Source organism: Streptomyces tagetis (genome assembly GCF_018069565.1).
In the GTDB taxonomy this organism is placed as follows: Bacteria; Actinomycetota; Actinomycetes; order Streptomycetales; family Streptomycetaceae; genus Streptomyces; species Streptomyces tagetis.
Genome location: NZ_JAGPNL010000007.1, coordinates 226,875 through 240,403, shown reverse-complemented (window position 1 = coordinate 240,403; position 13,529 = coordinate 226,875). Strand labels below are relative to the sequence as shown.

The following is a 13,529-nucleotide window of genomic DNA, read 5'->3' as shown; positions in this document are numbered from 1 at the left end:
CCCTTCACGCGCCGCACGCCCGGCGCTCGCGTGGGAGTACGCGCCCCGGGACGGTCAGGCGTCCTCGGCCAATTCCAGCCAGCGCAGCTCCAGCTCCTCGCGCTGCCCCGTCAACCCGCGCAGCTCCGCGTCGAGTTCGGCGACCTTGGCGAAATCGGTGGCGTGCTCGGCGATCCGGGCGTGCAGCGCGCTCTCCTTCTCGGAGATCTTGTCGAGCTGCCGCTCGATCTTCTGCAGCTCCTTCTTGGCGGCGCGGACGTCGGCCGCGCTCTTCTCCGCGGTCTCCTGGGCGGGCCTCGCGGCCGGGGCCGGCGCGGACGCCGCCGCCTCCTCCTCCATCCGCCGGCGCCGCTCCAGGTACTCGTCGATGCCGCGCGGCAGCATCCTGAGCGCGCCGTCGCCGAGCAGGGCGAAGACCCGGTCGGTGGTCCGCTCCACGAAGAAGCGGTCGTGGGAGATGACGATCATCGAGCCGGGCCAGCCGTCGAGCACGTCCTCCAGTTGCGTCAGGGTCTCGATGTCGAGGTCGTTGGTGGGCTCGTCGAGGAAGAGCACGTTGGGCTCGTCCATGAGCAGGCGCAGCAGTTGCAGCCGGCGCCGCTCGCCGCCGGAGAGGTCGCCGACCGGCGTCCACTGCTTCTCCTTGCCGAAGCCGAAGGTCTCGCAGAGCTGTCCGGCGGTCATCTCGCGGCCCTTGCCGAGGTCGACGCGCTCGCGGACGTCCTGCACGGCCTCCAGCACCCGCCAGGCGGGGTCGAGTTCGGCGACCTCCTGGGAGAGGTAGGCGAGCCGGACCGTGCGGCCGACGCGGATGGAGCCGGCCGCGGGCTGCTCCTCGCCCCCGCTGGTGGCGGCGTCGGCGAGGGCGCGCAGCAGGGAGGTCTTGCCGGCGCCGTTGACGCCGACCAGGCCGATGCGGTCGCCGGGGCCGAGCTGCCAGGTGACGTGCTTGAGCAGCACCTTGGGCCCGGCCTGGACGCTCACGTCCTCCAGGTCGAAGACGGTCTTGCCGAGCCGGGAGGAGGCGAACTTCATCAGCTCGCCGCTGTCCCGGGGCGGGGGCACGTCCTGGATCAGCTCGTTGGCGGCCTCGACCCGGAAGCGGGGCTTGGAGGTGCGGGCGGGCGCCCCGCGCCGCAGCCAGGCCAGCTCCTTGCGGATCAGGTTCTGCCGCTTGGCCTCCTCGGTGGCGGCGATGCGCTCGCGTTCGGCGCGGGCGAAGACGTAGTCGGAGTAGCCGCCCTCGTACTCGTGGACGTCGCCGCGCTGCACGTCCCACATGCGGGTGCAGACCTGGTCGAGGAACCAGCGGTCGTGGGTGACGCAGACGAGGGCCGAGCGCCGCTCGCGCAGGTGGGCGGCGAGCCAGGCGATGCCCTCGACGTCGAGGTGGTTGGTGGGCTCGTCGAGGACGATGAGGTCCTGTTCCTCGATGAGCAGCTTGGCGAGCGCGATGCGGCGCCGCTCGCCGCCGGAGAGCGGGCCGATGACCGTGTCGAGGCCCTGCGGGAAGCCGGGCAGGTCCAGTCCGCCGAAGAGGCCGGTCAGCACGTCGCGGACCTTGGCCTCGCCGGCCCACTCGTGGTCGGCCATGTCGCCGATGACCTCGTGGCGGACGGTGGCGGCGGGGTCGAGGGAGTCGTGCTGGGTGAGCACCCCGAGCCGCAGGCCGCCGGAGTGGGTGACGCGGCCGGTGTCCGGCTCCTCCAGCCTGGCCAGCATCCGGATCATCGTCGTCTTGCCGTCGCCGTTGCGGCCGACGACCCCGATGCGGTCCCCCTCCGAGACGCCCAGGGAGACGCCGTCGAGGAGGGCACGGGTGCCGTAGACCTTGCTGACGTTCTCGACATTGACCAGATTGACGGCCATTTCTCTCCTGCCTGGGGGTGTGCTCAGCCCTCAAGCGTAGGCCCTCCGGCGGACCGGCCGACGCGGGTCCTCGGCACCGGCCGCCCCCGGTCCCGCGACGGCCCGGGGCACCCGGCGGCGCGGCCCGCGGCTCAGAGCACCGTCGCGCCGGGCGCCGGGCCCGAGGCGGTGCGGGCCTCGCGGCAGGTGCCGGAGGCGCGCAGCACCGCCGCCACCTCGGCGGCCGAGCGGGCGTCGGCGGCGAGGAAGGCCGTGGTGGGCCCGGAGCCGGAGACCAGCGCGGCGAGGGCGCCGGCGGCGCGGCCCGCGGCGAGGGTGTCGGACAGCTCGGGGCAGAGCGAGAGGGCGGCCGGCTGGAGGTCGTTGGCGAGGGCGACGGCGAGCGCGTCGGGGTCCCCCTTGGCCAGGGCGTCGAGCACGGGCTGCGCGGCGGCCGGCTCGGGGATCTCGCGGCCCTCGGCCAGCCTGTCGAACTCGCGGTAGACGGCGGGGGTCGACAGCCCGCGTCCGGCCTGGGCGAAGACCCAGTGGAACTCGCCGCCGACCGCCAGCTCCACCAGCCGCTCACCGCGCCCGGTGCCGAGCGCCGCGCCGCCGACCAGGCCGAAGGGCACGTCGCTGCCCAGCTCCGCGCAGAGTTCCAGCAGTTCCGCGCGGGAGGCGCCGGTGCCCCACAGGGCGTCGCAGGCGAGCAGGGCGCCCGCGGCGTCGGCGCTGCCGCCGGCCATGCCGCCGGCGACCGGGATGTCCTTGGCGATGTGCAGGTGCACGGCGGGGTCGCGGCCGTACCGCTCGGCGAGGGCCGTGGCGGCGCGGGCGGCGAGGTTGGTGCCGTCCAGGGGGACCTGGCCGGCGTCGGCGCCCTCGCAGGTGACGCGGAGTCCGTCGGCGGGGGTCGCGGTGACCTCGTCGTACAGGGAGACGGCGAGGAAGACGTTGGCCAGGTCGTGGTAGCCGTCGGCGCGGGCTTGGCCCACCGCGAGCTGGACGTTGACTTTGGCGGGGACGCGGACCGTCACGCTCACGTGATCGTCACTCCTTGTGTTCGGCGATACGCGCGAACTCTTCCACGGTCAGCGACTCCCCGCGCGCCCGCGGCGACACCCCGGCGGCGACGAGGGCGGCCTCGGCGGCGGCGGCCGACCCGGCCCAGCCGGCCAGGGCGGCCCGCAGCGTCTTGCGGCGCTGGGCGAAGGCGGCGTCGACGACGGCGAACACCTCGGCCTTGGTGGCGGTGGTGTCGACCGGCTCGGTGCGGCGGACCAGGGAGACCAGTCCGCTGTCGACGTTCGGCGCGGGCCAGAAGACGGTGCGGCCGATGGCGCCGGCCCGGCGGACCTCGGCGTACCAGTTGGCCTTCACCGAGGGGACGCCGTACACCTTGGAGCCGGGGCCCGCGGCCAGCCGGTCGGCGACCTCGGCCTGGACCATGACGAGGGTGCGCTCGATGGTCGGGAAGGTGTCGAGCATGTGCAGCAGCACGGGCACGGCCACGTTGTACGGCAGGTTCGCCACGAGCGCGGTGGGGGCGGGGCCGGGCAGCTCCCCGACGTGCATCGCGTCGGAGTGGACCAGCGCGAAACGCCCGGCGCGCTCCGGCAGGCGGGCGGCGACGGTGGCGGGCAGGGCGGCGGCGAGGACGTCGTCGATCTCGACGGCGATGACCCGGTCGGCCGCCTCCAGCAGGCCCAGGGTGAGCGAGCCGAGACCCGGTCCCACCTCGACCACCACGTCGTCGGGGCGCACCTCGGCGGTGCGGACGATACGGCGGACCGTGTTCGCGTCGATCACGAAGTTCTGACCGCGCTGCTTGGTGGGGCGTACGCCGAGGGCCGCCGCGAGTTCGCGGATGTCGGCGGGGCCCAGCAGGGCGTCATGGGTGGGGCTGCTCACCCCGCAAGGGTAGCGGGGGCCCCGGGCGCGGCCGGACGCCACGGGGCGGGGCCCCGGACGCCGGAGCCCGAGCGGGCTCAGTACCCGAAGGCGCGGGCCGTGTTGGCGGCGAGGGCGGCGGCGAGGGTGTCCTCGTCGACGCCGCGCACGGCGGCCATCGCCCGCACCGTCACCGGGATCAGGTAGGGGGCGTTGGGCCGCCCCCGGTAGGGCGCCGGGGTGAGGAAGGGCGCGTCCGTCTCCACCAGGACCAGCTCCGTCGGGGCCACCGCGAGGGCGTCGCGCAGGTTCCGGGCGTTCTTGAAGGTGACGTTGCCGGCGAAGGACAGGTAGTAGCCGGCGCGGGCGCAGACGCGGGCCATCTCCGCGTCGCCGGAGTAGCAGTGGAAGACGGTCCGCTCGGGGGCGCCCTCCTCCTTGAGGACGCGCAGCACGTCCTCGTGGGCGTCGCGGTCGTGGATGACCAGGGTCTTGCCGTGCCGCTTGGCGATCTCGATGTGGGCGCGGAAGGAGCGCTCCTGGGCGTCCTTGCCCTCCGGGCCGGTGCGGAAGTGGTCGAGGCCGGTCTCACCGACGCCCTTGACCTGGTCCAGCGCGGCCAGCCGGTCGATCTCGGCGAGGGCCTCGTCGAGCGCGGCGTCCCCGCCCGGTTCCCGCGCGCCCTGGCGCGACCAGCCGTCGGGGTCGCCGTGCACGATGCGCGGGGCCTCGTTGGGGTGCAGGGCGACGGTGGCGTGGACGGCGTCGTACTCGGCGGCGGTCTCGGCGGCCCAGCGCGAGCCGGCGAGGTCGCAGCCGACCTGCACGACCGTGGTCACCCCGACCGAGGCGGCCCGCTCCAGCGCCTCGGCCACGGTGCCCGCCTGCATGTCGAGGTGGGTGTGGGAGTCGGCGACCGGCACCCGCAGGGGCGCGGGGAGCGGCGGGGCGTCGTCCCGTCCGGGGCCGCCCTGGCTGTTCAAAGGCATGCCCCGATCCTACGGAAGGCGCGGGCCGCCTTCGCTCAGCCCGCCCTGCGGGCCAGGTGGAGGGCCTGGAGGAGGCGCAGCAGGTGGTGGGCGCGGTGTACGCCCGCCGCCGTCGTCCCCGGCACCCGGGGCACCTGGAGCGGGCCGGCCGGGGGCACCCGGTGGGCCGTGGGCCCGGCGCCGCGCACCGAGGCGACCCGTCCCGGCCGCATGATCCGCACCACGTGGCCGCCGCAGACGGAGCACGTGGGGCGGCTGAGCGGCGAGGGCACGACGTGCCCGTCGGCGACCCAGAACACGAGCACGCGGTCGTCCGCGGCGCGGTGGTGCTCGATGTCGTAGGACTGCTCCCAGCCGTTGCCGCAGCGCATGCACACGAAGGAGTACGACTCCCGGACGACGGCGGTGGTGCCCGCGCGCGCTCCGGGACGTCCGGTGCCGTCGCTCCTGCCGGTTCCTGCTGTCATATCCGGCTCCCGCTCTCCGCTGGACCCTGTGGACCTGAGGGGCTGTGTCCGTCGCGTACGTCGCGTACATCGCGTACATCGCGTCGGTCGCCCCTCATCCAGTGGACGCCTCGGCGGGCCCGGACGCACCCTTCCGGAGGGCATCGGGCACGGTTTTAACGCATCCTTGTCCCGGCCCGGAGGCTCCCTTGGCGCGCTCCGGGGACTCCCTTGGGCAGCCCGGGAGACTCCCTTGACACCGGGCCGGCGGCCCCGCGCGTACGGGGCCCACGACCGGCCCCGGCACCGGCCCCCCTCAGCCCCCGGCGTGCTTGGCCGCCACCACCGCGTCGAACACGTCCCGCTTGGGCACCCCCAGCTCGGCGGCGACCGCGGCGATGGCCTCCTTGCGGCGCTCCCCGGCCTCCTCGCGCACCCGCACCCGGCGCACCAGCTCCTCGGCGCCGATCTCGCCGGGGTCCTGCTCCGGCGCCCCCTCCACGACCACGGTGATCTCGCCGCGCACCCCCTCGGCGGCCCAGCCGGCCAGCTCGGTGAGGGGGCCGCGCCGGACCTCCTCGTACGTCTTGGTCAGTTCCCGGCAGACGGCGGCGCGGCGCCCGCCGCCGAAGACCTCGGCCATCGCGGCGAGGGTGTCGTCGAGCCGGTGCGGGGCCTCGAAGTAGACGAGGGTGCGCCGCTCGCCGGCGACCTCGCGGAGCCGGCCGAGCCGTTCGCCGGCCTTGCGCGGCAGGAACCCCTCGAAGCAGAACCGGTCGACCGGCAGCCCGGAGAGGGCGAGCGCGGTGAGCACGGCGGAGGGGCCGGGCACGGCGGTGACCCGTACGTCCCGCTCGACCGCGGCGGCGACCAGCCGGTACCCCGGGTCGGAGACCGACGGCATCCCCGCGTCCGTGACCAGCAGCACCCGGGCCCCGCCGGCCAGCTCCTCGACCAGTTCCGGGGTGCGGGCGGACTCGTTGCCCTCGAAGTACGAGACGACGCGCCCGCGGGGTGTGACGCCGAGCGCCTGGGTGAGCCGGCGCAGCCGCCGGGTGTCCTCGGCGGCGACGACGTCGGCGCCGGCCAGCTCCTCGGCGAGCCGGGGCGGGGCGTCCCGGACGTCGCCGATGGGGGTGCCCGCCAGTACAAGGGTTCCAGTCACGCCCCCATCCTCCCAGGGGCGCGCGGACGGGGGCGCAACCGCCCGGTCGGGGCCATGCGCGGGACGCGCGGGGACGGGTTCCCTACGATGGCGCGGTGACCAGTACCGCGTCCGCCACGGACACCCGCCAGGACCAGGCCCCGCACGACGAGCCGTCCACCTGGCAGCAACGGCTGCGCTCCTTCGGCCACACCCCGGTGGCCACGGAGGACGTGAGGGACCGGCTGGTGCCTCCGTTCACCCGGCCGGGACCGCGGCTGTGGGCCTTCCTCGGCCTGTCCGAGGGCGCGGCCGGCCGGATCACGCGCTGGTCGGCGTGGGGCGGTCCGCTGCTGGTGACGCTGGTGGCGGGCCTGCTGCGGTTCTGGAACCTGGGCAGCCCCAAGGCGGTGATATTCGACGAGACGTACTACGCCAAGGACGCCTGGGCGCTGATCCACCGCGGTTTCGAGGTCAACTGGGACAAGAACGCCAACGACCTGATCCTGAACTCCGGCGGCCACGTCCCCATCCCGGCGGACGCGGCGTACGTCGTGCACCCGCCGGTCGGCAAGTACGTGATCGGGCTCGGCGAGCTGATGTTCGGCTTCGACCCGTTCGGTTGGCGGTTCATGACGGCGCTGCTCGGCACGGTCTCGGTGCTGCTGCTCTGCCGGATCGGGCGGCGGCTGTTCCGCTCCACCTTCCTCGGCTGCCTGGCGGGCGCGCTGATGGCCGTGGACGGCCTGCACTACGTGATGAGCCGCACCGCGCTGCTGGACAGCGTGCTGATGTTCTTCGTGCTGGCCGCCTTCGGCTGCCTGGTCGTCGACCGGGACCGGGCCCGCGCCCGGCTCGCCGCCGCGCTGCCGGTGGACGCCGACGGGCGGGGCCGTCCGGACGCGCGGATCGCCGAGACGACCCGGCTCGGGCCGCGCCCCTGGCGGTGGGCGGCGGGGCTGATGCTGGGCCTGGCCATCGGCACCAAGTGGAACGGCCTCTACATCCTGGCCGCCTTCTGCGTGATGGCGGTGCTGTGGGACGTGGGCACGCGCCGGGTGGCCGGGGCCCGCCGGCCGCATCTGGCGGTGGTCCGGTACGACCTGGGCTGGGCGTTCCTGTCGACGGTGCCGGTGGCGGTCGGCACGTACGTGCTGTCGTGGCTGGGCTGGATTCTCTCCCCCGCCGACGGCACCGGCGGCTACTACCGCGACTGGGCGGCGACGGACGGCCGGGGCAGCGCGTGGAGCCGGCTCTTCCCGGACTGGTGGCGCAGCCTGTGGCACTACGAGACGCAGGTCTTCGAGTTCCACACCAACCTGACCTCGCCGCACACCTACCAGTCGAACCCGTGGAGCTGGCCGGTCCTGGGCCGTCCCGTCTCCTACTTCTACGAGTCCCCGGCGCCCGGCACCGACGGCTGCCCGCTCGACGCGGGCGAGAAGTGCGCCCGCGAGGTGCTGGCGATCGGCACGCCCCTGCTGTGGTGGGTGGGGTGCTTCGCCCTGCTGTACGTCCTGTGGCGGTGGGCCTTCCGCCGCGACTGGCGGGCGGGCGCCATCGCCTGCGGTCTGGCCGCCGGCTACCTGCCCTGGTTCCTGTACCAGGAGCGCACGATCTTCCTCTTCTACGCCGTGGTCTTCCTGCCGTTCCTGTGCCTGGCGGTGGCGATGCTGCTGGGGGCGATCGTGGGCCGGCCGGGGTGCGGCGACACCCGCCGGGCCGCGGGGGCGACCGGCGCGGGCGTCCTGGTCCTCCTGATCGCCTGGAACTTCGTCTACTTCTGGCCCCTCTACACCGGCACCGCCATCCCCATCGACTCCTGGCGGGCGCGGATGTGGCTCGATACCTGGGTGTGAGGGCGGTGGCCGATCTCCTTTCGGCCACCATCCGGAAACGTCCCTGCCACGGCTCGCCCGGCGCGCATAGAGTGTGGAGGCACACGGCTTTCTGAACGCGTTCAAGAAAGCGTTCGGGGGCCCGACGGGGAGGGGACTGCCGATGGGCAGGGGGGTGAAGGCCGCCGTCATAGGCGGCGTGTTCACCGCGATGGTGGGCGGTGCCGTGTACGGCGCCTACAACATCGTGTCGGCGCTGGACGGGGGCACGGACACGCAGGAGGCGGCGTCCGTGAAGTCGGGTCCGCCGAGCACGGACGAGGTACGGGAGACGGCGGAGAGGTTCCTCGCGGCCTGGGCGAAGGGCGACGCGGCGGGGGCCGCCGGCTACACCGACAACGCCGAGGACGCCCAGGCCCTGCTGACCGCCTACGGCGAGGACGCCCACATCTCCGACGTCTCGATCACGCCCGGCGAGGTCAGCGTGAGCGGGGTCAGCGTGCCGTTCACCGTGCGGGCCACGGTCTCCCACGAGGGCGCCTCGAAGCCGTTGTCGTACGAGAGCAAGCTGACCGTGGTGCGCGGGGAGAACAGCGGACGGCCCCTGGTCGACTGGCAGCCCTCCGTCGTCCACCCCGACCTGGAGGCGGGCGACACCCTGGTCACCGAAACGTCGACGACCCCGCCGGTCAAGGCGCTCGGCCGCGACGGCACCGTCCTGAGCGCGCGCACGTACCCCTCCCTCGGCCCCGTCCTGGAGACGCTGCGCGAGCGGTACGGCGACAAGGCGGGCGGCACCCCCGGCGTCGAGCTGGTGATCCGGCACGAGGGCATAGTGCCCGACACCCCGCTGCTGACCCTGGCCGACGGCAAGGCGGGCGAGCTGCGCACGACGATCAGCGCGACGGCTCAGGCGGCGGCCGAGGAGGCGGTCAAGCGCCACGGCGAGTCCTCGGTGGTCGCCGTCAAGCCGAGCACCGGCGAGGTGCTGGCCCTCGCCAACAACCGCGAGGACGGCTTCAACGCGGCCTTCGAGGGCGCCGCGGCCCCCGGCTCCACCATGAAGATCGTCACGGCGGCGATGCTCATCGACAACGGCGTGGCCTCGATGAACGGCCCGGCGCCCTGCCCCGACACCGCCACCTGGCAGAGCCAGACCTTCAAGAACCTCACCGGCATGCCGCCGGACCCGGGCGCCACCCTGGCCGGCAGCTTCCTGCGCTCCTGCAACACCGCCTTCATCAAGCTCGTCGACGAAGAGCCGCTGACGGACGCCTCGCTGACGGCGGAGGCCCAGGAGCGGTTCGGGCTGGGCCGCGACGACTGGAAGACCGGCATCAGTTCCTTCGACGGCAACGTCCCCGCCTCCACGGGGCCCGACCGGGCGGCCAACGCCATCGGCCAGGGCCAGGTGCAGATGAACCCGCTCACCATGGCCTCGGTGACGGCGACCGCGATGACCGGCGCCTTCCACCAGCCCTACCTGGTCGCGCCCGAGCTGGACGACCGTCACCTGGCCACCGCCAAGGGCCTGCCGCCGGGGACGGCCGCGCAGCTCCGGCAGATGATGCGGCTGACGGCCACCCAGGGCACGGGCCGGCCGGCCATGGCCGGGCTGAGCGGCGACATCGGCGCCAAGACGGGCTCCGCCGAGGTCGACGGCCAGTCGGTGTCGAACAGTTGGTTCACCGGTTTCCGCGACGACGTCGCGGCGGCGGCCATGGCCGAGTCGGGCGGCCACGGCGGTGACGCGGCCGGCCCGATCGTGGCGGACGTCCTGCGCGCGGCCGGCTGACCGGCCCGGTCCGGACACCCGGCGGCGCCGCGCGGGAGGCCGGACCGCCTCGGCGCCCCCGGTCCGGAGCAGGCCGCCGGGTGCGGGACCCTAAGGTGGTCGTCCGTCGTGGGTGTGCGGGCGACGAGGCACCCCGGGCCGCAGGGGCACCGGGCGGGTGGAGGAACGGAACGTCAGTGGGCAGCAGAAGGGCCGCCGTCGAACGGCGGAAGACGAGACCCGCCGTCATCGGCGGCGTGGTCGCGGTGGTCGTGGGCGGCGCCGGGATCGGCGCGTACGCGCTGTGGGGCGGGGGCGCCGCCGAGGACGGCTCCCGGCCCGCGTCGACGGCGGCCGGGGAGAAGGTGAAGAGCGGCCCGCTGTCCGCGGCGGAGGTCACCACCACCGCCGAGCGGTTCCTGACGGCCTGGCAGGGCGGCGACGTGGCCGGGGCCGCCGCCGCCACCGACGACGCCGAGGCGGCGAAGGCCCAGCTCACCGGCTACGCCAAGGACGCCCGTATCGCGGACGTCACCCTCACCCCGGGCACCCCGGACGGCGACAAGGTGCCGTTCTCCGTGCGGGCGACGGTGACGTACGAGGGGACGTCCAAGCCGCTGGCGTACGAGAGCGCGCTCACCGTCGTGCGGCGCGACGGTGACGGGGAACCGCGGGTCGGCTGGCAGCCGGCGGTGGTCCACCCCGAGCTGAAGGAGGGCGACCGGCTGGTGACCGGCGAGGCCGGCACCCCGCCGGTCACCGCCCTGGACCGCGACGGCGGGGAGCTGTCCGCGCGCACCTACCCCTCGCTCGGCACCGTCCTGGACGCCCTGCGCGAGAAGTACGGCAAGCAGGCCGGCGGCACCGCCGGGATCGAACTGCGTGTCGTGCGCGGCAAGCCGGCCGGGGACGACGACAAGCCCACGACCAAGTCCGCCCCGGACGACGCCCCGGACACGACCGTGCTGGAGCTGAGCAAGGGCACCCCGGGCACCGTCCGCACCACCCTGGACCCGGCACTGCAGGCCGCCGCGGAGAAGGAGGTGGCCGGAAAGAAGCGGGCGTCGGTGGTGCTGATGCGCGCCTCGACGGGCGAGATCCTGGCGGTCGCCAACGGCGGGCACGGCTTCAACACCGCCTTCCAGGGCTCGCTCGCCCCGGGCTCCACGATGAAGGTCGTCACCGCCTCGCTGCTCATCGAGAAGAACCTGGCCTCGATGGACGAGAAGCACCCGTGCCCGAAGTACTTCAGCTACGGCGGCTGGAAGTTCCAGAACGACAAGAAGTTCGAGATCAAGGACGGCACCTTCAAGGCGAGCTTCGCCCGCTCCTGCAACACCGCCTTCATCGGCCGGGCGCCGAAGCTGAAGGACGACGACCTGACCAAGCAGGCCCAGCAGGTCTTCGGCCTGGGACGCGACGACTGGGCGGTCGGCGTGCCGTCCTTCGACGGCGCGGTGCCGGTGCAGACGGCGGCGCCGATGGCGGCCTCGCTGATCGGGCAGGGCGGGGTGCGCATGAGCCCGCTGAACATGGCGTCCGTGGCGGCGACGGTGAAGTCGGGCACCTTCCACCAGCCGTACCTGGTCGCCCCGTCGGTGGACGGGCGCACCCTGGCCACGGCCTCGCGCACCCTGGCCCCGGAGACGCTGGCGCAACTGCGCGAGATGATGGCGTACACGGCGGCCTACGGCACGGCGGCGCAGGCGATGGCCGGGGTCGGCGGTGACGTCGGCGCGAAGACCGGCTCGGCCGAGGTCGACAACCAGGAGAAGCCCAACGGCTGGTTCACCGCCTACCGGAACGACCTGGCGGCGGCCGGCGTGGTCCAGCAGGGCGGGCACGGCGGCGAGACGGCCGGGCCGATAGTGGCGGCCCTGCTGAAGGCGGCCGGCTGACCGGACCCCGGTGCGCGGCAGCGGGACCGGTGGCTCAGTGGGCCACCGGTTCGGCCGCCGCGCGGTGGGTGCGGCGCAGGAAGCGGGTGAGCGCCCGGTTCTCGAACTGGACCACGGAGCAGGCGTCGCCCGCGTGGAACTCGATGACCGTCTGCACCCGCCCGCACGGCCAGACCCGTACGTCACCTGTGCCGGCCGGCGCCCGCAGCCCGCGTTCCAGCAGCTCCCGGGGGAAGGCCCACTCGCGCGGGCCGGTGTCCTGGGGCAGCGCGACCCGCACCGTGCCGGGATCGGCGGCGGGGTCGTAGCGGAGCAGGACCGGCAGGGCTCCGTCACCGGTCGCGTCGGGGGCGACGTCCGCTTCCGTGACGATACGGGCTCGTACGTACTGTTCGACCGCGGACATCGGATCGCCCTTCACCCTGTGCCACGGTGCGCAGGCCGCGTGCCGCCTCGCACCCGTTCACCTTCCCCAATGTCCCGAATCGCACGGACTACACCTCTTCCCGCTCGGGCGAGGGCGGATCGTGACCGATTCCACTCCCTCACCGCGCGCCCCACCGCGCCGCTCCCCGCGCCGCCCCCGGTCAGAAAAAACGACTTCCTCGCTCTTGCAAGGCGTTCGCAACAACCTCATCATCGAACGGTGCACGTACCCGACGGATTCATCGACGCCCCGACGTCCGCCGTGACCGCAGTCGTCGCGGCGGGCGCCGTCGCGGTCAGCCTGCGCGGCGCCCGCCGTGAGCTGGACGAACGCACCGCGCCCCTGGCGGGCCTGGTCGCGGCGTTCATCTTCGCGGTCCAGATGCTCAACTTCCCCGTCGCCGCCGGCACCAGCGGCCACCTGCTCGGCGGCGCGCTCGCGGCGATCCTCGTGGGCCCGTACACCGGGGTCCTCTGTGTCTCCGTCGTCCTGCTGATGCAGGGCGTCCTCTTCGCCGACGGCGGGCTGAGCGCGCTCGGCGTGAACATCCTCGACATGGCGGTCGTCACCACCGTCACCGGCTACGCCGTCTTCCGCGGCCTGGTGCTCCTGCTGCCGCGCGGACGCCGGTCGGTCACCGCCGCCTCCTTCGTGGCCGCGCTGGTCTCCGTCCCGGCCGCCGCCGTCGCCTTCACCCTCCTCTACTGGATCGGCGGCACCACCGACATCGCCATCGGCCGGGTCGCCACCGCCATGGTCGGCGTGCACGTCCTGATCGGCCTCGGCGAGGCCGTGATCACCGCCCTGACCGTCGCCGCCGTGATCGCCGTCCGCCCCGACCTGGTCCACGGCGCCCGGGGACTGCGCCGCCCGCTGCGGCTGCGCGTCGGCGGCGAACCGGTCGACGCCCCCGAGCCGGAACCGGCCGCCCCCGCCGCCCGCTCCCACCGCGCCGTGTGGATCACCGGCCTGGTCACCTCGCTGGTCCTCGCCGGTTTCGTCAGCTTCTACGCCTCCGCCCACCCCGACGGCCTGGAGAAGATCGCCTCCGACGAGGGCATCGACGAGAAGGCCCGCGAACACGCCGCCTCCGACTCCCCGCTCGCCGACTACGGCGTCAAGGACGTCACCGACGCCCGGGTCTCCGGCGGCCTCGCGGGCGTGATCGGCGTGGGCGCCACCGTCGTCGCCGGCAGCACCGTCTTCTGGGTCCTGCACCGGCGCCGGCGGGGCGGCACCTCCCCCGCCGACACCACCGCCCCGGACGCCTGA

The 13,529-nt window shown here is 74.4% G+C and carries 11 protein-coding genes; 4 read left to right on the top strand and 7 right to left on the bottom strand.

Going from position 1 to position 13,529, the window contains the following annotated elements; translation table 11 throughout:
* Positions 1-54: 54 nt before the first annotated feature.
* The 6 genes from J5Y05_RS23695 to rsmI all read right to left on the bottom strand — a co-directional run bounded on the left by J5Y05_RS23695 (position 55) and on the right by rsmI (position 6,341).
* A complete protein-coding gene (locus J5Y05_RS23695; protein ID WP_210875077.1) occupies positions 55-1,869 on the bottom strand; it encodes an ABC-F family ATP-binding cassette domain-containing protein in 1,815 nt (604 codons plus the stop codon).
* Between the two features lie 131 nt (positions 1,870-2,000).
* Complete coding sequence (locus J5Y05_RS23690) at positions 2,001-2,894, bottom strand: 4-(cytidine 5'-diphospho)-2-C-methyl-D-erythritol kinase (RefSeq protein ID WP_210875076.1); 894 nt, start codon at positions 2,892-2,894, stop codon at positions 2,001-2,003.
* A 7-nt stretch (positions 2,895-2,901) separates the two neighbouring features.
* On the bottom strand, positions 2,902-3,762 hold the full coding sequence (gene rsmA / locus J5Y05_RS23685) for a 16S rRNA (adenine(1518)-N(6)/adenine(1519)-N(6))-dimethyltransferase RsmA (RefSeq protein WP_210875075.1): 861 nt from the start codon (positions 3,760-3,762) through the stop codon (positions 2,902-2,904).
* Positions 3,763-3,839: 77 nt separating this feature from the next.
* Positions 3,840-4,730 (bottom strand): TatD family hydrolase, encoded by an 891-nt coding sequence (locus J5Y05_RS23680; protein WP_210875074.1) that lies wholly within the window; start codon positions 4,728-4,730, stop codon positions 3,840-3,842.
* A 35-nt stretch (positions 4,731-4,765) separates the two neighbouring features.
* A complete protein-coding gene (locus J5Y05_RS23675; protein ID WP_210875073.1) occupies positions 4,766-5,197 on the bottom strand; it encodes a hypothetical protein in 432 nt (143 codons plus the stop codon).
* Positions 5,198-5,492: 295 nt separating this feature from the next.
* Positions 5,493-6,341: a 16S rRNA (cytidine(1402)-2'-O)-methyltransferase gene (gene rsmI, locus J5Y05_RS23670; protein ID WP_210875072.1), complete on the bottom strand. Its 849-nt coding sequence runs from the start codon at positions 6,339-6,341 to the stop codon at positions 5,493-5,495.
* Between the two features lie 95 nt (positions 6,342-6,436).
* On the opposite strand from rsmI, the gene J5Y05_RS23665 reads away from it, so the two are divergent.
* The 3 genes from J5Y05_RS23665 to J5Y05_RS23655 all read left to right on the top strand — a co-directional run bounded on the left by J5Y05_RS23665 (position 6,437) and on the right by J5Y05_RS23655 (position 11,830).
* Positions 6,437-8,179: a dolichyl-phosphate-mannose--protein mannosyltransferase gene (locus J5Y05_RS23665; protein ID WP_210875071.1), complete on the top strand. Its 1,743-nt coding sequence runs from the start codon at positions 6,437-6,439 to the stop codon at positions 8,177-8,179.
* A gap of 142 nt (positions 8,180-8,321) precedes the next feature.
* Positions 8,322-9,953, top strand: a complete 1,632-nt coding sequence (locus J5Y05_RS23660) for a penicillin-binding transpeptidase domain-containing protein (RefSeq protein ID WP_210875070.1) — start codon at positions 8,322-8,324, stop codon at positions 9,951-9,953.
* A 176-nt stretch (positions 9,954-10,129) separates the two neighbouring features.
* Positions 10,130-11,830 carry a penicillin-binding transpeptidase domain-containing protein gene (locus tag J5Y05_RS23655; RefSeq protein ID WP_210875069.1) on the top strand — a complete coding sequence of 567 codons (1,701 nt, stop codon included), beginning with the start codon at positions 10,130-10,132 and terminating at the stop codon, positions 11,828-11,830.
* A 34-nt stretch (positions 11,831-11,864) separates the two neighbouring features.
* Here J5Y05_RS23655 and J5Y05_RS23650 read toward each other — a convergent pair whose 3' ends face one another.
* A complete protein-coding gene (locus J5Y05_RS23650; RefSeq protein ID WP_210875068.1) occupies positions 11,865-12,236 on the bottom strand; it encodes an SsgA family sporulation/cell division regulator in 372 nt (123 codons plus the stop codon).
* A 240-nt stretch (positions 12,237-12,476) separates the two neighbouring features.
* Between J5Y05_RS23650 and J5Y05_RS23645 the strand changes: the two genes are divergently transcribed.
* Positions 12,477-13,529 carry an energy-coupling factor ABC transporter permease gene (locus J5Y05_RS23645; protein ID WP_210875067.1) on the top strand — a complete coding sequence of 351 codons (1,053 nt, stop codon included), beginning with the start codon at positions 12,477-12,479 and terminating at the stop codon, positions 13,527-13,529.

Coding starts and splice junctions, on each gene's coding strand:
- J5Y05_RS23695 (WP_210875077.1), bottom strand. CDS start 1,869: ATGGCCGTCAATCTGGTCAATGTCGAGAACGTCAGCAAGGTCTACGGC.
- J5Y05_RS23680 (WP_210875074.1), bottom strand. CDS start 4,730: ATGCCTTTGAACAGCCAGGGCGGCCCCGGACGGGACGACGCCCCGCCG.
- J5Y05_RS23675 (WP_210875073.1), bottom strand. CDS start 5,197: ATGACAGCAGGAACCGGCAGGAGCGACGGCACCGGACGTCCCGGAGCG.
- J5Y05_RS23660 (WP_210875070.1), top strand. CDS start 8,322: ATGGGCAGGGGGGTGAAGGCCGCCGTCATAGGCGGCGTGTTCACCGCG.
- J5Y05_RS23650 (WP_210875068.1), bottom strand. CDS start 12,236: ATGTCCGCGGTCGAACAGTACGTACGAGCCCGTATCGTCACGGAAGCG.